Raw genomic sequence first — 19,494 nt, 5'->3', positions numbered from 1 at the left:
GGATTTTGCTGTGAGAGGAAAATTGACATAAAAACAGATAAAAAAACGACCGCACTTTAGGACGTAAAGTGCGGTCTGTTTTTGCGATGTTTTATTCCTCTTCTTTTTCCTTCGCTCTCAGAATGATTTCTTGGATATCGGCCGCCATTTTTTGATCGCATTCGCGGGCAATATCACGCATGAGCGGGTTTTGGAATAACCCCATGTTGGGATCATAAACCTGTGACATGAGGGCGACTTCATGGCGATCCGCATCAAAATAATAGTCGCCGATTTCTTTCACTAATTCCGGCTCCATGCCTAATGTTTCCAGCGCGCGTTTACCCGCACGCACGGCGGCATCGAAGGTTTCACGGATAATTTCGTCTGCGCCGGCTTCGTGTAAGGCAAAGGTGCTGAAACGGTCGTAAGCACGAGCAATGATTTTAATGTTCGGATTCACTTCACGAGCAAAGTGCACGATGTTTTCTGCTTGTTCTTTATTATTAATGGCGATGACCAATATTTCGGCTTGTTCTAAACCGGCAGCGATAAGAAATTCACGGCGAGATGCGTCGCCAAAATAGGATTTAATGCCGTATTCATTGAAGCCTTTGATCATGTCCGGGTTCAAATCAACAACGGTGGTGGCATAGCCGCTTAAGCGCAATAAGTCATTCACGATTTGACCAAAACGTCCCATGCCGACGATGAGAATCGGATGTTGTTCGTCGATTTCATCGGCAGGTAATTCTTCTGCAGTCGGTTTGGGTGCGAATTTTTCATACAAAACCAACATAATAGGCGTTAACACCATGGACAGCACAACGATTGCGGTCATGTTGGCATTGACGGTTTCATCAATAACTTTTTGGTTGAAGGCTTGAGCAAACAAAACAAAAGCAAATTCCCCACCTTGAGCCATGAGCAAAGCACGTTCCATCGCCGTTTTGTGTGTGCTTTTTGCTGCGCGGGCAACGAGATAAATACAGATACCTTTTGTCAGCATTAAGGCGAATACACCGATGCCAATTAGCATCCAGTTTTCAGCCACGACGGTGAGATTGAGTGACATTCCCACCCCGAGGAAAAATAGCCCTAACAATAAACCACGGAACGGTTCAATGTCTGCTTCCAATTGATGGCGGAAAGCCGATTCCGACAGCATGACACCGGCAACAAAAGCGCCCATGGCTTGTGATAAGCCCGCTTCTTCCATCAGTAATGCCGAGCCCAATACCACAAATAAGGCGGCGGCGGTCATCACTTCGCGAGCTTTGGAGTCGGCTAAAATACGGAATACCGGATTCAAAATGAAACGTCCAATAAGCACAAGCATAGCCAACGCAACTAAAGCGATTGTGGCGGATTCCCACCAAGATATGGTGCTTTCGGTTTCGAGTGGGGAAAGGTAGGTCACAATAGCCAGTAACGGCACGATCAGCAAATCTTCAAATAATAAGATTGATACCATTTTTTGTCCCGGGCGGGTGGACAGGCGTTTACGTTCTCCCAACACTTGCATCACGATGGCGGTGGAGGTAAGCACGAAACCGGAAGAACAAATAAAGGCCACCTCCCAAGAAATGCCGAATTGTACGGAAACGAGGGTCATTAACAGAGCGGATATCACCACTTGTAAACTGCCTAGCCCGAAAATTTGTTTGCGTAAGCTCCATAAATGGGACGGTTTCATTTCCAAACCAATCATGAACAGGAACATCACCACACCAAATTCTGCAATGTGCAAAATGGCGTGAGAATCGGTCACTAATTTCAACCCGAAGGGGCCGATAATTAAGCCGGCAGCTAAATACCCCAGCACCGACCCTAAACCGATGCGTTTAAATAATGGCACCGCCACAACAGCCGCACCTAATAACGTGACAACGCGAATTAAATCACCCGCCCCCTGAGCTTCCATCTTGTTCTCCCGAAATAAATGTTATAGCGATGAATATTAAAAAAGCTGCTTATTTTAGCGTTTTTTTCGGACAAATTGTTGAGGAAATAGGCAAATTTTTTGATAGGTTTAGTCAATTTTTTAAAGAACTTATCTCATCCTTTCTTTTGGGAAAAAATAAAGCCCGTATCAAACGGGCTTTTACTTTTCTGAACATTGATTAACGCTGAATCAAATAACGTAATTTTGTGCCATCTTGTTCCACGCTTAATAAAGTATAACCGTGGTTTTTAGTGTCCACCGGAATGTTGTTGATGGATTGTGCGCAGTCGCTTAACAATTCCAACACTTCCCCTTCTTTGAGTTCAGGCATGCTTTCTAACATGACGATGGCAGGATAGGGACAAGGCTCGCCCACGGTGTCGATGGTGTAATCCGGAACGATGTCTTTGGGATCTTTATCTAGTTTGTGTACAACGGTAAATGCCATAATGTGTTTTCCTTCTGTGAAATAAAAATAACGTCAAATCAAACCGCACTTTTACGCCTGTGCGAGAGCGGCGATTTTGGCTTTTGCTTTGGCAAGAAAGCGTTTTTCCCACCAGACGACAGCGATTAAGCAGACGATCAATAAACCGTAGTTCACCAATAATCCGCCGACCGGACCAAATTCTTTCAGTAAGTTCAGTTTTTCGTAGTCAAGCGCCAATGCCGGTGCCAAATCATCCCAAGCGTAGGCGAGATAGGTAGAACCGATAACGTTGCCGATACCCACCCACATAAAATGTACTTGGCCTTCCATCGCGCGGTACATCCAACCGGTTTCACAACCGCCGGCTAATACAATGCCGAAACCGAATAATAAACCACCGATAATCGCATTTGGACCCGCCCACATGATTTTTGCCGGAACGCCTAATTGAATGTAACTAAACACACCGATGGTGCCTGCAAGAATGCCGAAAATAATGGCTTTTGCCATGTAAGCGCGGCCGGTTACCCAAAGATCACGGAAAGCCGATGTGAAGCAGATTTGCGCACGTTCGATAAGTAAACCGAAAGCTAAACCGCATAGCATGGCGAAGCCCAATTTGACGGACTGAGTCATCACATAAAAGGAGGCGATGAGGTAAGCGAAGAAAACCATCATGCCGATCCAAAAACGGCGTTGCGCTCTTTTCGGATCGCTTTCTTGTAATTTCGCGGCGCCTTTTTTCAATTCCAATTTCACACGGAACATCGGTAATAAAGTGACTTTTACGCCGGCGTAAGTTCCAAGGGCTGTGGCAATGGTGAAAAACCAAGCGTGCACGGAAAATTGTGGAATGCCGGTAAATAACGAGGCAAGGTTACAGCCCATGGCTAAACGTGCGCCGAAACCGGCAATGGCGCCGCCGATTAAGGCTTGTACAATGCGGCGTTTATGTGGCTGGTTACGCCATTTCACGTTGTTTGCCCACAAGGCCGCGGAGATACAACCGGCAAACATGCCTAAGATCATCACGCCATCAACACGGGTGAAAATAGTGCCTTGCATACCGATGATTTTGTAGTAGCTCCAATTGGACACATCGATGCCCAAGGTTTGTAGTGCATGACCGCCCCAGCGGGTAAATTCGCCGGTGACCGCCCAATACGTACCGGTAATGCCGAAATAATAGGCCGAGATTAAACCGGCGGCGATAACGGCGATAACGGGATTCCAATATTTAATCAAATATTGTTGTTTGAACTGTTGTAAAACTTCGTTCATTTTTTATCCTATTAAGGTGAATGAAAGTATTACAAGGAAGGTATAACAATGAGAAAAGGCTCAAAAGAAGGGCTTTGTCATTTCCTATACACAAACTTGCGATATAAATGAAATTACAAATTAAATTTGCGGGCGCTAGTCTAAAGAATTATTAACATTTTTGCAATAATATTTGTGCGAAAAATGGGAAAAGTGCGGTGGATTTTTTTCAGGTTTTTACTTAGCTAGATAGGCTTTTAGGGCCGGCAGAATGTCTTGTCCGTCACGCACCCCTAAGTCATACATTGCCTGCACTTTGGCGACGTCTTTTTCAATACGGCGAATAGGCAGCGTAACAGAAGGGCGAATAACAAAAATCTCGCCTTGTTCGTTAAGACGAATGACGTCTTCCACTGCACGGTTATAGTCGGCATAGCGGTTGGTCAGGCGTTCGACCAGTTTTGGGTAACGGCGATAAAAAGCATTAAAAATCAGCGGATTGGTCGGCGTTTTGCGGTAATCCAATGGGCGGGTGAGAATGACGATGATTTTGTCGTAGCCCAACTGTTGGCAGAAACGCAACGGAATACTGTCTGCAATGCCACCGTCTAAATATTTCTTACCATTGATTTCCACCATTTTTGACACGAAAGGCATGGCGGAGGTGGCACGCAGGGTTTCCATTTGCTCAAAGGCATCGTGGATTTTCACATATTCCGCTTCGCCGCTTTCCACGTTGGTTAACACCGTGTAAAAGTCGATGCCGGAACGGGCGAATGCTTCTTGATCGAACACGTCCAATTCAAAAGGCAATTGATAGAAGGCAAAGTCTTTGTTGACGATATTGCCCGTGGTGAACAGGCTGTGCCAGCCCATGTAGCGTTTGTCGTTGAGGTATTTTTTGTTGTAGCGCAGTACACGCCCTTTTTGTTTAGAAGGAAAATTCACACCGAATAATGCACCGGCGGACACGCTTACAATGCCGTCAATGTGAATCTGTTCATCGAGGAAAACATCCAACACGCCGGCGGTGAACATCCCGCGCATAGCGCCACCTTCCAATACCAATCCGACTTTCATTAGCTTAACTCATAAGGCAAGGGTTGCATATCGAGCAAGGTTTGGCAGTTCGGCAAGCGGAATGCCTGACCTTCTTCCAACGGCGTATTTAACACGGCCTGCAACCACAAAACGCCGTGAAAATTGACCGCACTTGTGATGGTGCCTGTGGCTCGCCAGTTGTCGCCGAGTGCCATTTCTAGGGCGGAACCGATTTCCGGCAGACTTTGCGTTCGTGCCGCGAAAATAAAGAGGGCGCGTTTATTGGCGCCACGATATTTGGCGCGCGCCACGGTTTCCTGCCCGATGTAACAACCCTTGTGGAAGGAAATCGCCTGTTCGACACTTTGCAGGTTTAACGCTTGCGGAATAAATTCTAGTTGGGTCGCTGCCGCTAAACCAGGCACGCCATCTTGAATATCCAATAAATCCCAAGCTTCTGCTTCAACAGTAGGTTCGAGGGCTAAGTAGGTCGGGTTGAGTAAAATCACCCGCGGTTGTTGCCCATTTATATCAATGCGAATTTGTGCAGAAAATTGACCGCACTTTTCGATGCCTTTTGTGCCGGCTGCGCCGAGAATTTGCCAATCTAACAGCGTGAAAGTGACTTTGGAAAACACCGCATATTTTTTCAGTTGATCCAGCGCCGATGGCAATAACGCACTTTTTAACAGCATATAAAAGGTCTGTTCATCTTGACGAATTAAACGGAACAGCGCGCTCATTTTGCCTTTCGGATCGCAATGGGCGGTAAGAGTGGATTCGCCAACAGCTAACTTAGTGACATCGCAAGTAAGCTGTCCCTGCAAATATTTTTCTGCATCCGTGCCCACAATTTCAATCAGTGAGTAGTGTGTTAACGGGCAAATAATGTCGTCTTGTTGTGCCGTTAAAAGGGAATAGGCCATCGTACTTTCCTCAAAAATATCAATCAATTACTCAAGATTTTGAATTTGTTCGCGCATTTGCTCGATGAGCACTTTCAGCTCAATGGCGGAATTGGTCACATCGACATTAATGGATTTAGACGCCAAGGTGTTGGATTCGCGGTTGAGCTCTTGCATCATGAAATCCAACTTGCGTCCCACCGCACCGCCTTTTCGCAGAATGTTTTGCGTTTCTTTGACATGTAATTGCAAACGATCTAATTCTTCGGCGACATCAATGCGTTGCGCCAACATAATCAACTCTTGTTCTAAACGTTGTGGATCCGGTTGCAGCTGGACTTCTTCAAAGCGTTGCAACATACGCTCGCGTTGCCATTGTAAAATCTCCGGCATTTTGGACCGCACTTTTTGTTGTTCTTCATGGATGGCTTCAAGGCGTTGTGTCAGCAACGTATGGATTTTCTCCCCTTCGCGCTGACGCATAGCGATAAATTCACTCACAACCTGTTCAAAGGCTGCCAATAGATCTTGGCTGATTAAATCCACGTCTTGCTCCGGCACTTCCACCACGCCCGGGTAGCGTAATACATCGGTTAAATTGAGTTCACCTTCGCCCGCTTGCTGTTTTAGCCATTGTAAAGATTGCAATACTTGCGTGGCGAGTTCTTGGTTAATGTGTAATTCGGCGGCAGTTTGTTTTTTATTATCAATACGCAGGGTACATTCGATTTTGCCACGAGTGAGTTTTTGACGCAGGGTTTCGCGTAAGGTGTTTTCTAAACTGCGGAATTGTTCCGGCAGGCGGAAAAAGGTTTCTAAATAACGTTGATTAACCGAACGGATTTCCCAAACTGCGTTTCCCCAGTCTTTTTTAATTTCTAAACTGGCGAATGCCGTCATGCTATAAATCATAATAATTCCTTCATTTTTAGGCGCTAAAATTTGCGTGCTATTGTACTGCCAAATTTCGTTTCTGTCAGTTTGCGTGCTAAAATGGCGCGATTTTTTATTGCTTAACGAGGAATTTTTCATGCGTCCGAATCAACGTGCCAACCACCAAACCCGCCCAATTAAAATCACCCGTCATTACACTAAACACGCGGAAGGTTCCGTGCTGGTGGAATTTGGCGATACCAAAGTGTTGTGTACTGCCACCGTGGAAGATGGCGTGCCGCGCTTTTTAAAAGGACAGGGACAAGGTTGGGTCACGGCGGAATATGGCATGTTGCCACGTTCAACCCATAGCCGTATGCAACGTGAAGCGGCAAAAGGCAAACAAGGCGGTCGTACCTTGGAAATTCAACGTTTAATTGCCCGTTCCTTACGCGCCATGGTGGATTTGGAAGCCCTTGGTGAGCGTTGTGTGACCTTAGATTGTGATGTGATCCAAGCGGACGGCGGTACACGTACCGCCTCCATTACCGGCGCTTGCGTGGCGTTATGTGATGCGTTGAACGGTTTAGTGGCAAACGGCACATTAAGCAAAAATCCATTAAAAGGTTTGGTGGCGGCGATTTCTGTCGGCATCGTAAACGGCGAAGCAGTATGTGATTTGGAATACGTAGAAGATTCCGCTGCAGAAACAGACATGAATGTGGTCATGATGGAAGACGGCCGCATGATTGAAGTGCAAGGCACCGCAGAAGGCGAACCGTTCAGCCATGAGGAATTATTAACCTTATTAGATCTGGCCAAACAAGGCTGTGAGGTCATTTTCCAAACCCAACGTGCGGCATTGGCAGAATAAGGATAGGAAGATGGAAAACTATAAACAACAGTTTATTGAATTCGCCCTTGCCCGTCAGGTTTTAAAATTTGGCGAGTTCACCTTGAAATCTGGTCGCATTAGCCCTTATTTTTTTAACGCAGGTTTGTTTAACCAAGGTGCCGATCTTGCCCGTTTAGGTGAATTTTATGCGGCAGCCTTGCAAGATGCCGGTTTGCAATACGACATGATTTTTGGCCCGGCGTACAAAGGCATTCCCATTGCCACCGCGGTATCTATTGCGTTATTTAACCGCTTTGACATCAATAAACCGGTATGCTTTAACCGCAAAGAAACCAAAGATCACGGCGAGGGCGGCAATTTAATCGGTAGTCCGTTGCGCGGCAAGGTGTTGTTGGTGGATGATGTGATCACTGCCGGTACGGCAATTCGTGAATCCATGCAAATTATTCAAGCCAATGAAGCGCAATTAAGTGCGGTATTGATTGCCTTAAATCGTCAAGAACGTGGCAATGGCGAGCTGTCTGCTATTCAAGAAGTCGAGCGCGATTACCAATGCGACGTGTTATCCATCATTGATTTTGCCGATTTGATGGCGTTCATTGAAACTCAACCGGAATACCAACAATATTTACCGGCAATGCGCGCTTATCGTGAGCAATACGGTATTAAATAAAGCGAAAGTGCGGTTGTTTTTCCACGCGTTTTTCAATTTGCTGAGAAAATCCACCGCACTTTTTTGACCCTAACGGAGCGACAATGAATTTTATTGGGAAATTTTTAGGTGCCTTAATCGGCTTTCGATTGGGCGGTTTTTTTGGCATGTTGGCCGGTGTGTTTCTAGGGCATCTTGCGGATAAAAAACTGTATGAACTGGGCACAGTCAATTCTTCTTTCTTCAAAACGAAAACCACCCGTCAGTTACTGTTTATGCAAACCACCTTTGCGGTGTTGGGGCATTTAAGCAAAGCCAAAGGGCGCGTCACGGAAAATGACATTCTATTAGCGACTCATTTAATGGATCAAATGCAACTGGACGATGCCGGTCGTCGTTTAGCGCAAGAGGCATTTAATCGTGGCAAACAGACAGATTTTCCAATTCGTCAGGTGATTCGTGAATTTCGTCTTGGTTGCGGACAACGTGCAGATTTATTACGGGCGTTTTTATCTGTGCAAATTCAAGCCGCCTTTTCTGATGATCATTTACATGATAATGAAAAAGACGTGCTGTTTATTGTTGCTGAAGAACTGGGCTTATCTCGTGTTCAATTTGAGCAAATGTTGGCGATGGAAATGGCGGCGCGTCACTTTGCACGCGGCGGTTTTTATCAACAAGGCGGCTACTACGAGCAACATTCCGGCTCCCAAGGTGGCTATCAACAGCAATCTCAATCTTCTTCCGGCCCAACCTTAAACGATGCTTATCAAGTGCTTGGGGTCAGCGCGACAGACGATCAGCCCACAGTGAAACGTGCCTATCGTCGTTTAATGAATGAAAATCATCCGGATAAATTAGTGGCAAAAGGGTTGCCACCGGAAATGATGGAAATGGCGAAAGAGAAAACCCAGCAAATTCAAGCCGCATACGACTTGATTTGCAAAGCCAAAGGTTGGAAATAACCTTTGCGCGTCATTTTAGCCCCGATGCAGGGCGTGCTTGATCCTCTCGTGCGTCAATTATTAACGGAAGTGAACGATTACGATTTGTGCATTTCCGAATTTGTCCGCGTGGTGGATCAACGCCTCCCACCGAAAGTCTTTTATCGTCTTTGCCCTGAATTACTCCAACAAGGCTGTACGCCAAGCGGTACGCCGGTACGTGTGCAACTGCTTGGACAACATCCGCAATGGCTGGCGGAAAATGCCGAACTTGCCATTCAATTAGGTTCCCACGGCGTTGATTTAAATTGTGGCTGTCCGTCGAAAACCGTGAATGGCAGCAACGGCGGCGCCTCTTTGTTAAAGCAACCGGAACTTATTTACCAAGCCACCAAAGCCATTCGTCAAGCCGTTCCACCAGAACAGGCAGTGACTGTTAAAGTGCGCTTAGGCTGGGATTCCACCGACTTTGCTTTTGACATTGCGGATGCGGTGCAACAAGGTGGCGCGACAGAAATTGCGATTCACGGCCGCACCAAAGTGGATGGCTATCGCGCTGATCGTATCAACTGGCAAAAAATTGGTGAAATCCGGCAAAAACTCCATATTCCTGTGATCGCTAATGGCGAAATTTGGCGTTGGGAAGATGGGCAACGATGCTTAGAAATGACCGGCTGTGAAGATTTAATGGTTGGTCGTGGGGCGCTTAATATGCCTAATTTAAGCCGTGTGCTAAAACATAACGATGCTCCGTTAAGCTGGTCTGAAATCTTGCCGATTTTGCGCAAATACGCCACATTAGAAAATTGCCACGACAGCGGTTTTTACCACGTGGCACGCATTAAGCAATGGCTACAGTATTTAAAATACGAATATGAAGAAGCCACCGCGTTGTTCGAGGTGGTGAAACGGTGCCATGATGGAGATGAATTAAGAGCGTTATTGGAAGCGTACTTGGGCTAGCTTCCTGTTTGAAAAATAACTGAAAAATGCACCGCACTTTTTAACTCATATGCTCATTAATAGCGCTTTTTTACCTACAACGTAAATTACAATCGCCATAAAGCCAACACTTATTCGCCATAAAACAAGCCCGTGCCATATAAATAAACGTCAACCTTATCTCCTACACACAACTCAATTCCATGGTGTTCCTCTAATTCAATTTCGAAGCCATTTATTTCAATTTGAATCGCCGTTATTTTGCCTTTGAATTCCACGTGGTGGACGATGGCGTTAAAAAGTGCGGTGGAATTTTGCGGTGTTTTTGACAAACAGAATTGTTCTGGACGGAGAAGTAGCGTGCCGCTTTGTTGCCCTTGGCTTTTGTCTATGACGGCAATATCACCTAATTGGCAATGCGCCGTTGAAGGTGAATTTAAGGTTGCCGGCAACACAATGCTTTCGCCGATAAAGGTGGCAGTGGAAAGGTGTTTTGGCGACCAATAAAGCGTACGTGGGTTGGCAATTTGTAAGATTTCTCCATTTTGCAACACTGCGATTTTATCGGCATAACGCAAAGCCTCGTCACGATCATGGGTGACGAAAATGGCGGAGGTGCCACTTTGGCGCAGTGCTTGCAACATATCATGACGGATTTGTTGGCGAAGGTGTTCATCTAAGGCACTGAACGGTTCGTCTAATAAAATCAGTTCAGGATTTGGCGCAATGGCGCGTGCCAAGGCGACACGTTGTTGTTGCCCACCGGAAAGTTGGTGTGGAAAACGGTCGGCGAGTGCACAAATGCCGGTAAGCGCCATGACTTCGTCAATGCGTTGTCGTTCTTCCGGGGAGCGACCTTTGCCATCGCCCAACCCGTAAGCAATATTGCGATACACATTCAAGTGTGGAAATAACACGCCTTCTTGCACCACATAACCTAGCCGACGCTGTTGCGGTGGAATATTGCAATTTGCGCCAAAAATCAACCGCTCTTTTAGGTAAATTTCACCGTTATCAGGTTGTTCAAAACCGGCAATAGCACGTAGCAAAGTCGTTTTTCCACAGCCGGAAGCACCGAGTAAAAACAAGATTTCGCCACTATGCAATTCAAGGGAAATATCACGTAGCACATGTGTCTGCCCGAAATGTTTATTGAGGCAGTGGATTTGGAGGAGTGGTGTTGTTTGCATAGAAGTTTGTATTGTCATTATTTAAACGCATATTTTTTCAATAAAAACACCGGAATGCCGGAAAATAGCACTAACATCACGGCATAAGGTGTGGCGGCGGCATATTGGGCATCGCTGGTGTATTCCCAAACGGCGATGGATAAGGTTTTGATGTCGTTCGGGGTGAGTAATAAGGTGGCGGTGAGTTCTTTCATCAGGTTTAGAAACACCAACGCAAACGCACCGGTAATGCCCGGCAACATGGCGGGAATGGTGAGCGTGCGGAAAATATAAAAATGACTACGTCCAAGGCTTTGCCCCACTTTTTCTACATTGTCGGATATTTGTTCCAAGGAGCTACGCAATGTGGTTTGCGCCATCGGCAAATACAACATGAAATAGGCGACCACCACCATGAGGAACGTTTGGTAGAAAGAATAAGCATAGTTAATGGTGAAATACACCAATGACAAGGCGATAACCAAACCCGGCACGGCGTGCAATAAATAAGGCAGGCGGTCAATCCACACGGTGAGGCGGTTGCGATAACGCACGGCGCTCCAAACGAGCGGCAGGGCGCAAAGCACGGTGAGCCCCGCGCCTAAACCGGAAACCATCAAGGAATTGCTGAAGGCTTCGAAAAAGGCGGAAAAATCCACCTCACTTTCAATAGACGTGCCTACAAACATCCAGTGAATCAACATGATGAGTGGCACACCGATGCTGAGGATAAAAATTGTGAGGAAAAAAATAACAGTCAAGAATTGCTTGCCGGCGGTTAAATTTTTCACCGGATAAGGGCGAGTCACCCCTTTGCCGCTGTTATACAGGATTTGTTGTCCACGAAAGAAAATTTCGCCGAACACGATCAAGGCACAAATCACCATTAACACCGCCGACAGTAACGCCGCCGTATTGTTGTTAAAGGCCATTTCATACTCTTGGAAAATAGCCGTGGTGAAGGTTTGATAATTCAAAATAGACACGGCACCGAATTCCACCAATGTATGTAATGCGATTAATAAAATACTGCTGCCGATAGCCGGTTTTAACTGGGGGAATATGGCATACCAAAAGGTATCGCGACGGCTTTTGCCGAGAGAAAGACTGACTTCCTCCAATGACCGATCCAGCCGTTTTAACGTGGCGGCAACAGGCAAATAGGCAAGCGGAAAATAGCTTAAGGTCATAATGCCGATCGTACCCCAAAAGCCCTCAACGCTAAAAGTGAGACTAATCCATGTGAAACAACTGACAAAGGCAGGAATACAAAGCGGCAATGTCATCGCCACCTGAAAAAAAGGCTTACCCCAAAAGCGATAGCGTTCTAACAAAAAGGCGCAAACCGTACCGAGGATGATGGAAAATGTCGTCACGCACACCATCAGCAATAACGTATTGCTCAACAGCTCCCACATACGCGGTCGCCAAAGTAACTCAATGCTGCGTACCCAACCCACATCAACCGCCCGAACCACCACATAGAGAAACGGTAGAATCAACGGCAAGCTGATCAGAATAATCAAGGCGGTCAGCCAAAACGGAGGATTACGGTTCAAGGGCTTGTCCTTTTTAGTATTGGGTTCAAATTAATGGTTCGGGTTGGAAGAGCAATATACCAAATTCCGGCGCTTATCTATACTTGCTGAAAGCCATTGTTGCCACAAATTAGCTATATGAAAATCTCTTCATTTTGTTTTCAGCGCACTATTATAGCTTCCTTTTCAGAATTAAAATCATTAAAATTTGCATGGATATTTTCGGGATAATATAAACAAACTTAATGAGTTATGTCATTTTCATTACTAACGAAATTTGATTTCCGTTAAGGCATTTTCATAAGGAATAAAACAATGAGTGTTGATGATTTAATTAAAGAAGGTGTGGGTTTATTCAAAAGTAATAATTTTGATCAAGCAATTGCAAAATTTAATCAGGCTTTGGATGAGATTGAAGATAAAAACTCTCAACTTGAGGAACAAAATAATATTCAATTTTGGCTTGGTCGTTGTTATTTCGAGCAGGCAATAAAGGTTAAAGACATAAGGGAAGCGAAGGATTTATTTGCCCAAGCCGTTAAGTATCACCAAGAGGAACTCAAACTTGCCAAAAAGCTGACTGATGAGCAAATAAGCATTCAAAAGCAAATCAATGCTCAATCTTGGCTTGGTCGTTGTTATTTAGAGCAGGCACTGAAGGTTAAAGACATAAGGGAAGCGAAGGATTTATTTGCTCAAGCCGTTAAGTATCACCAAGAGCAACTCAAACTAGCCGAACAGCTGACTGATAAGCAAATAAGCATTCAAAAGCAAATCAATGCCCAATTTAGGCTTGGTCGTTGTTATTTAGAGCAGGCACTGAAGGTTAAAGACATAAGGGAAGCGAAGGATTTATTTGCCCAAGCCGTTAAGTATCATCAAGAGCAACTCAAACTAGCCGAACAGCTGACTGATAAGCAAATAAGCATTCAAAAGCAAATCAATGCCCAATCTTGGCTTGGTGGTTGTTATTTTGAGCAGGCACGGAAGGTTAGAGATATAACGGAGGCGAAAGGGTTATTTGCCCAAGCTATTGAGCACAACCAAGAGCAACTTAAACTAGCCGAACAGTTAACTGATGAGCAAACAAGAATTCAACAGCAAATCAATGCCCAATTTGGGCTTGGTCGTTGTTATTTCGAGCAGGCACTGAAGGTTAAAGACATAAGGGAAGCGAAGGATTTATTTGCCCAAGCCGTTAAGTATCACCAAGAGCAACTCGAACTAGCCGAACAGCTGACTGATAAGCAAATAAGCATTCAAAAGCAAATTAATGCTCAATCTTGGCTTGGTGGTTGTTATTTAGAACAGGCAATGAAGGTTAAAGACATAAGTGAAGCAAAGGGTTTATTTTTACAAGCAATTGAGTATTTCAGAAAGCAGCTCGAACTAGCCGAACAGCTGACTGATAAGCAAATAAGCATTCAAAAGCAAATCAATGCTCAATCTGGAATTAAACATTGTTCCAGAAATATTGACTTTCTTGAAACGAACTGGGAGGGTTATTTTAATGAGAAAAAGCAAGAGATACATGAGTTTTTATTTTCAAATGAGAATAACATCCTAGATGAAAAACTAAAGAAAGCAATTTCTACTGTTTTAGCAGTTTTACATATTCCTCCGATTGAACTGGGTTTAACTCCGCTTGCGCATTACGCGTCTTCCTCAGTGTGTAACAAACTGTTTGGTGTTGTTAATGAGGATGATTCTAGCCCAATGAGAATAGGCAGTTCTTCTTATATGAATGATCCTTCTGAGGGAGAAGGGTTACTGGAATTGTTATCGCTACAAGATTTGGAATTAGAAAATAAAACGGATTGTTTACACCACAATGCTTTTTTTGCCTGCTTTTCTAGCCGGGTGAACGATTTGAATCAATTCCGTCTGTATGGCAAAGAAGATGGGGTTGAAGCTTCGGGCTGTTGTTTGGTATTCAATAAAAACGGAGATTGGCTAAAAGTACCTGACATTTCAGCACCCTTCCGTAGTATTACCAAAAATCAGGACGAAAATTTAGCTGAATTTAAGGAGGCTAATATTTCCAATGTGGAATACGAAAACCTACCACTTTATCAAGTTGCTTATATCGCATATAAAGATGAATACATTGCTGAAGAAAAATGTCAAAGATGGCTAGATAACTCATTTGGAATCTGTTTGAAGACGATAGGTGGAAATAAAGATTGGCATAATTTTCGTCTTGATCAACTTAAAGAGGCTCTACAAGAGCTTATTGGCTTTTTTAAGGAGAAAGACCATGTTAATGATAAAAACAAAAATGCGTTGGAATATATTCGCTATTTATTCAAAGACTTTGCTTTTCGTGATGAAGAAGAATTCCGTGTGCTAAAAATGGCAGAAATCGGCTCGGAAGAGATTAAATATTGCAAAACGACTCAATCTATTTATTTACCTTATGCTGATATCAGCAACGTAGTAGATGAAGTGATTTTGGGCACCAATTATGAGAAAACCAATAGCAGACACAAAGTAGAAGTATTTCAACATCAAATGAGACAAAAATGCCCAAATGTGAAGATTTCTCGTTCATCATTGCCAATTTATGCGAACCCTCCGATTAAGAAAGACTAAAACCAAAAAGCTTCCATCTTATTGGAAGCTTTTTCTTGTTTAGCTATTATTCTTCTTACAACAAAAAAACACCCGAAAAACGCGTTGAAAAACGACCGCACTTTCAGGTGGCTTTTTATATTTTTAACCGTATCCACGGTATTTCATTTTGAGAGATACCGTGGGATGTGATTATTTTAATCCGGCCTGTTCAATTAATTTATTGGCTTTTTCTTTGTCTTGTGCTGTTGTTGCGGTGACTTCAGGGGCTTCTAGTTTTGCGTAAGGTTCCATGTTGAATGGAGAAACCACGTCAGCGCGCAATGGGTATTCTGCGCGGACAGCCACAAGCGCTTCTTGGCCTTTTTTGCTGGCTAAGAATTCGACGAATTTTTTCGCTTCTTCTTTATTTTTGGAGCCTTTTAACACTGCAGCACCGGAGTAAGTGACTAATGCGCCCGGATCTTGGTGACGAATGAAGTATAAACGGGAGTTTAATTTATCTTCGCCTTTTTCTTTTGCTAAGGCATACCAATAATAGTTGTTAATCAACGCAGCCGGCACTTCGCCATTTTCGACAGCTTGTAATGCTACGCTGTTTTTCGCATAGAGTTTGCCATTTTCTTTCAAGCCTTTTAGCCAGTCTAATGCCGCTTTTTCGCCTTTTAGTTTGGTGATGGCTACAACTTGTTCTAAGAACGCACCGGAAGTCGGCACATAACCGATTTTATCTTTCCATTTTGGCGTAGCGTAATCTAACACGGATTTTTCCATGTCTTTTTCGGAGAGTTTATTTTTATCATAAACCACCACACGGGAACGACCGCTTAAGGCAATCCAGTCTTTTTTCGGTGCTACCGGTACGCCCTTGTATTGGGTTTGTTTAATGATGTCTGCAGAGAGGGGTTCAAGTAGATCTGCGTCGGATAATCCAACAAAGGAGGCGACTTGTTCGGTATAGAATACATCAGCCGGGGTTTTGTCTCCTTCTTCTTTTAACTGACCGGCAAGCTGTTCGCTTTTAGCGCTGTTTAAAGTGACTTTAATACCGGTTTCTTTGGTAAAGGCTTCGGTGACTGCTTTAGCTGCTTCTTTGTGTTGACCGTTATACACGGTGATGTCAGCGAAAGCAGCGCTAGAGAATGCCAATGCTGCGGTAAGTGTTGCTAGTTTTAATGCGCTAAGTTTCATAAATGCTCCTTTTAAAAGATGTTTATTCAAATAGATTTTGCCTAAATGGCAAATTTGAACGGTGTCTATTCTAGGGGGATATTTGTATAAATGCAAATTGTTCTCAATATTAAGATTTGGTGGTGAGAGTGAAAAGTGCGGTCGTTTTTTTCGTGAATTTTGGACTGAGAAAAGCGTAAAAAGAAAAACGGTCGTATTAAATACGACCGTTTTTGTTAATGATGTTACAGTTTTTCCACCAACTGTACTGCGGCACCGATATAGCTTGCCGGTGTAAGTTGTTGCAAGCGTGCTTTTTCTTCTGCCGGAATGTCTAATTTCTCAATAAAATCAAACATCGCTTTAGCATCGACGCGTTTGCCGCGGGTGAGTTCTTTTAGTTTTTCGTACGGTTTTTCAATGCCGTAACGACGCATCACGGTTTGAATCGGTTCGGCGAGCACTTCCCAGTTTTGATCCAATTCTTCACGTAAATGGGCTTCATTCACTTCTAATTTGCTGATGCCTTTTTGGGTCGCCGCATAGGCGATTAAGCAGTAGCCTAAACCTACGCCAAGGTTGCGCAACACGGTGGAATCCGTTAAATCGCGTTGCCAACGGGAAATCGGCAATTTACTGCCTAAGTGTGCCATCACGGCATTTGCCAAACCAAGGTTACCTTCGGAGTTTTCGAAGTCGATTGGGTTGACTTTGTGTGGCATGGTAGAAGAACCGATTTCACCGGCGATGGTGCGTTGTTTGAAATGATTTAATGCGATGTAACCCCACAGGTCGCGGTCAAAGTCGATCACAATCGTGTTAAAACGTGCCACGCAATCGAACAATTCGGCGATGTAGTCATGAGGTTCGATTTGGGTCGTGTACGGGTTCCATGTGATTCCTAAAGAAGTCACAAATTCTTCGCTGAAGGTATGCCAATCAATATTTGGGTAAGCGGATAAATGGGCGTTATAGTTGCCCACGGCGCCGTTGATTTTGCCAAGAATATCGATTTGTTGTAACTGTTTGTATTGGCGTCTTAAACGATACACCACGTTGGCCATTTCTTTGCCCACGGTGGTTGGCGATGCCGGTTGACCGTGCGTGCGGGAAAGCAATGGAATGGTTTTATATTGCTCGGCAAGTGCGGTGATTTTTTCGATTAAATTTTGCCATTCAGGTAATAACACTTCTTCACGCGCGGTGTTTAACATTAAGGCGTGGGAAAGGTTGTTGATGTCTTCGGAGGTGCAGGCAAAGTGAATAAATTCACTGATTGCCGCCAATTCAGGCAATGCTGCGCTTTTTTCTTTAAGGAAATATTCCACTGCTTTCACATCGTGGTTGGTGGTTTTTTCAATTTCTTTAATGCGCTCGGCATCTTCAATAGCAAATTTAGTGACAATTTGGTTAAGGTAATCGTTTGCTTCTTTTGACAAAGAAGGCACTTCGGCGATTTGTGCGGTCGCCGCCAATTTTTGTAACCAACGAACTTCCACCGTGACGCGGAATTTTAATAATCCGAATTCGCTGAAAATATGACGTAAACGGGCGGTTTTGTCTTGATAACGACCATCAATCGGGGAAAGTGCGGTTAGCGCGCTAAGTTGCATAGATGAAAGCTCCATATTAAAGAGAAGAGAGAATGTGTTGTGCCGTGGTGGCGATTTTGCGACGGAAAAACAGCAGTTGCCATTTGGTGCCGCCCACTTGTTGCCACAAAATAGCAGAACGGATGCCGGCTAATAACGCGGTGCGAATGCGATTTTGTGTGCCTAAATGTTGTAAATATTGAGTAACGCCGGTTACTTGAATTCGGCGACCTAACGGGCTGATAACGTCCACATAAATGCCGGCAAGGTTAGACAACATCTGTTCGTCGAGTAAGTGGTAATGTTCCAGCTGTGTGGGTAAATATTGAATGCGGCGTGCCAATTCTTGTTTGGCTTCCGGGGTTTTGTTGAGTTTTGCCGCCAATGCTAACAGACTGAGCCAATAACGACCTAGTTCCGGCTCGCTGCCGTTAAGCTGTTCGCAAAGTGTGGTTAACCCCAATTTCAGGTTGTTTAGATCGCCGCCAAAAACATCCAATGCTGTATCCGGTGCGGTTTGTAGCAAACTGTTTAAACCGGTTTCTAATGCCGTTGAGTCCGCTTCACCATTTAACGCCAGTTGTTGTACGAGTTTCGCTGCTTGGCAGACGCCGGCTAGGGCGAGTGTAATGTCGTAATAATTTGCCATTGAGGTTTTAGAATTGCATAAAATAGGTATGAAAAAGTGGGCGGTAATATAGCATTTTTCTGCTATATTTTAAAGGCAATCGGCAATGCCGACGAAATCAATAAGAAATGAAAAAGGAGAAAACGATGCGATGTATTTTTAAAACGTTGTTTTTTATGACCGCACTTTTGCCTCTTGGCGCATTGGCAAAAATCAGTGTGACCAATCCGATCATTTTTGCAACCCAACAGGCGGGTGAACCAACGGCTGTTTTTATGGAATTGCATAATGACGGTAACGAAGCCGTTAATCTTGCGATGGTGCAGAGCAGTCAGCCGGCAAATTTGGTTTTGCACGGCACACAAAACGGCAAAATGATCACCTCGGACGGCATTGAAATTCCTGCTAAAGGTAACGTAAAACTGAAGCCGGGCGGTTTGCATATTATGGTGTTTGATTCTGCTACGGCTTTGCAGGCTGGGGGACATTTTCCGCTGACGTTGCTGTTTGATAATGGTGAGAAAATTCAAGTTAAGGCGAATGTCGTTAAGTATTCACAGTAATATTCTGTAAAAAGACTTAAAAAAATGACCGCACTTTTTATTGCTCTTTGTGAGCGCAGAAAGTGCGGTCTGTTTTTTAGCTATTTTTAATAGCGATTATTTTGTTGGGTAATCCCACCAAATATCAAATAATTCGCTAACTTCCACTTGTTGTAAGCCGTTTTGCGTTAACCAGTTTTTCACTAATTCTTGGTGAGACGCATCGCATTTACCGATTTTTTCTAAGCACACTAAACCTTCCCAGTGTAAGTAGCCGCTGCCTTCGTAAGCCAAACCGTTTTGTTGGATCACTTCGCTGATGAAGCGGTCAACGGTGCTGTCGATTTGTTCTACGGAAGTACCTTCAGCAAATTGCCATTGCACTAAAAAGCCTAATTCTTGGAATTCGGCGATATGCATTTTTTTGCGTTGTCTTTGGTTGCGTTTAATAGCCATG

General features: G+C 44.3%; 18 protein-coding genes. 6 read left to right on the top strand and 12 right to left on the bottom strand.

Annotation, left to right across the window (positions count from 1 at the left end; translation table 11 throughout):
* Positions 1–91: 91 nt before the first annotated feature.
* The 6 genes from HMPREF9064_RS01335 to HMPREF9064_RS01360 all read right to left on the bottom strand — a co-directional run bounded on the left by HMPREF9064_RS01335 (position 92) and on the right by HMPREF9064_RS01360 (position 6,472).
* Complete coding sequence (locus HMPREF9064_RS01335) at positions 92–1,903, bottom strand: monovalent cation:proton antiporter-2 (CPA2) family protein (protein ID WP_006719479.1); 1,812 nt, start codon at positions 1,901–1,903, stop codon at positions 92–94.
* Between the two features lie 199 nt (positions 1,904–2,102).
* Positions 2,103–2,372 (bottom strand): sulfurtransferase-like selenium metabolism protein YedF, encoded by a 270-nt coding sequence (yedF, locus tag HMPREF9064_RS01340; RefSeq protein WP_006719477.1) that lies wholly within the window; start codon positions 2,370–2,372, stop codon positions 2,103–2,105.
* Positions 2,373–2,423: 51 nt separating this feature from the next.
* Positions 2,424–3,635, bottom strand: a complete 1,212-nt coding sequence (gene yedE, locus HMPREF9064_RS01345) for a selenium metabolism membrane protein YedE/FdhT (RefSeq protein WP_006719476.1) — start codon at positions 3,633–3,635, stop codon at positions 2,424–2,426.
* Between the two features lie 216 nt (positions 3,636–3,851).
* Positions 3,852–4,694 carry a patatin-like phospholipase family protein gene (locus HMPREF9064_RS01350; RefSeq protein ID WP_006719475.1) on the bottom strand — a complete coding sequence of 281 codons (843 nt, stop codon included), beginning with the start codon at positions 4,692–4,694 and terminating at the stop codon, positions 3,852–3,854.
* The gene (ygfZ, locus tag HMPREF9064_RS01355; RefSeq protein ID WP_032997999.1) at positions 4,694–5,581 is read right to left on the bottom strand and encodes a CAF17-like 4Fe-4S cluster assembly/insertion protein YgfZ; all 888 of its coding nucleotides are present in this window, start codon (positions 5,579–5,581) and stop codon (positions 4,694–4,696) included. The genes HMPREF9064_RS01350 and ygfZ overlap by 1 nt, the downstream gene beginning before the upstream one ends.
* Positions 5,582–5,608: 27 nt before the next feature.
* Positions 5,609–6,472: a YicC/YloC family endoribonuclease gene (locus HMPREF9064_RS01360; RefSeq protein WP_032998201.1), complete on the bottom strand. Its 864-nt coding sequence runs from the start codon at positions 6,470–6,472 to the stop codon at positions 5,609–5,611.
* A 118-nt stretch (positions 6,473–6,590) separates the two neighbouring features.
* Between HMPREF9064_RS01360 and rph the strand changes: the two genes are divergently transcribed.
* The 4 genes from rph (at position 6,591) to dusC (ending at position 9,848) form a co-directional block, all read left to right on the top strand.
* On the top strand, positions 6,591–7,307 hold the full coding sequence (gene rph / locus HMPREF9064_RS01365) for a ribonuclease PH (RefSeq protein ID WP_006719470.1): 717 nt from the start codon (positions 6,591–6,593) through the stop codon (positions 7,305–7,307).
* Positions 7,308–7,317: 10 nt separating this feature from the next.
* Entirely contained in the window at positions 7,318–7,962 is a 645-nt protein-coding gene (gene pyrE / locus HMPREF9064_RS01370; RefSeq protein WP_006719468.1) for an orotate phosphoribosyltransferase, read from the top strand.
* Between the two features lie 83 nt (positions 7,963–8,045).
* Complete coding sequence (gene djlA / locus HMPREF9064_RS01375) at positions 8,046–8,906, top strand: co-chaperone DjlA (protein WP_006719466.1); 861 nt, start codon at positions 8,046–8,048, stop codon at positions 8,904–8,906.
* Between the two features lie 3 nt (positions 8,907–8,909).
* Entirely contained in the window at positions 8,910–9,848 is a 939-nt protein-coding gene (dusC, locus tag HMPREF9064_RS01380) for a tRNA dihydrouridine(16) synthase DusC (protein WP_006719464.1), read from the top strand.
* A 110-nt stretch (positions 9,849–9,958) separates the two neighbouring features.
* Here the strand turns inward: dusC and HMPREF9064_RS01385 are convergent, their stop codons facing one another.
* Together HMPREF9064_RS01385 and HMPREF9064_RS01390 are read right to left on the bottom strand one after the other, a co-directional pair.
* Positions 9,959–11,017, bottom strand: a complete 1,059-nt coding sequence (locus tag HMPREF9064_RS01385; protein WP_032997997.1) for an ABC transporter ATP-binding protein — start codon at positions 11,015–11,017, stop codon at positions 9,959–9,961.
* Positions 11,018–11,034: 17 nt separating this feature from the next.
* Complete coding sequence (locus tag HMPREF9064_RS01390) at positions 11,035–12,555, bottom strand: ABC transporter permease (RefSeq protein WP_006719460.1); 1,521 nt, start codon at positions 12,553–12,555, stop codon at positions 11,035–11,037.
* 294 nt (positions 12,556–12,849) lie between these two features.
* Here HMPREF9064_RS01390 and HMPREF9064_RS01395 point away from each other — a divergent pair, with 294 nt between their 5' ends.
* Complete coding sequence (locus tag HMPREF9064_RS01395; protein WP_006719458.1) at positions 12,850–15,126, top strand: SEL1-like repeat protein; 2,277 nt, start codon at positions 12,850–12,852, stop codon at positions 15,124–15,126.
* Between the two features lie 171 nt (positions 15,127–15,297).
* Here HMPREF9064_RS01395 and HMPREF9064_RS01400 read toward each other — a convergent pair whose 3' ends face one another.
* The 3 genes from HMPREF9064_RS01400 to hflD form a co-directional block, all read right to left on the bottom strand.
* Entirely contained in the window at positions 15,298–16,296 is a 999-nt protein-coding gene (locus HMPREF9064_RS01400) for an iron ABC transporter substrate-binding protein (protein WP_006719454.1), read from the bottom strand.
* A 224-nt stretch (positions 16,297–16,520) separates the two neighbouring features.
* Positions 16,521–17,888: an adenylosuccinate lyase gene (purB, locus tag HMPREF9064_RS01405; protein WP_032997996.1), complete on the bottom strand. Its 1,368-nt coding sequence runs from the start codon at positions 17,886–17,888 to the stop codon at positions 16,521–16,523.
* Positions 17,889–17,904: 16 nt separating this feature from the next.
* Positions 17,905–18,516, bottom strand: coding sequence for a high frequency lysogenization protein HflD (gene hflD / locus HMPREF9064_RS01410; RefSeq protein ID WP_006719450.1), 612 nt, complete (start codon positions 18,514–18,516; stop codon positions 17,905–17,907).
* 125 nt (positions 18,517–18,641) lie between these two features.
* On the opposite strand from hflD, the gene HMPREF9064_RS01415 reads away from it, so the two are divergent.
* Positions 18,642–19,058 carry a copper chaperone PCu(A)C gene (locus HMPREF9064_RS01415; protein WP_032997995.1) on the top strand — a complete coding sequence of 139 codons (417 nt, stop codon included), beginning with the start codon at positions 18,642–18,644 and terminating at the stop codon, positions 19,056–19,058.
* A gap of 96 nt (positions 19,059–19,154) precedes the next feature.
* On the opposite strand, the gene HMPREF9064_RS01420 is transcribed toward HMPREF9064_RS01415, so the two are convergent.
* The gene (locus HMPREF9064_RS01420; RefSeq protein ID WP_006719446.1) at positions 19,155–19,493 is read right to left on the bottom strand and encodes a YggL family protein; all 339 of its coding nucleotides are present in this window, start codon (positions 19,491–19,493) and stop codon (positions 19,155–19,157) included.
* Position 19,494: the final 1 nt, after the last annotated feature.

The sequence above is a fragment of the Aggregatibacter segnis ATCC 33393 genome, assembly GCF_000185305.1.
In the GTDB taxonomy this organism is placed as follows: domain Bacteria; phylum Pseudomonadota; class Gammaproteobacteria; order Enterobacterales; family Pasteurellaceae; genus Aggregatibacter; species Aggregatibacter segnis.
The sequence above is the reverse complement of the archived record's forward strand: the minus strand, read 5'-3'. Positions and strand labels throughout refer to the sequence as shown.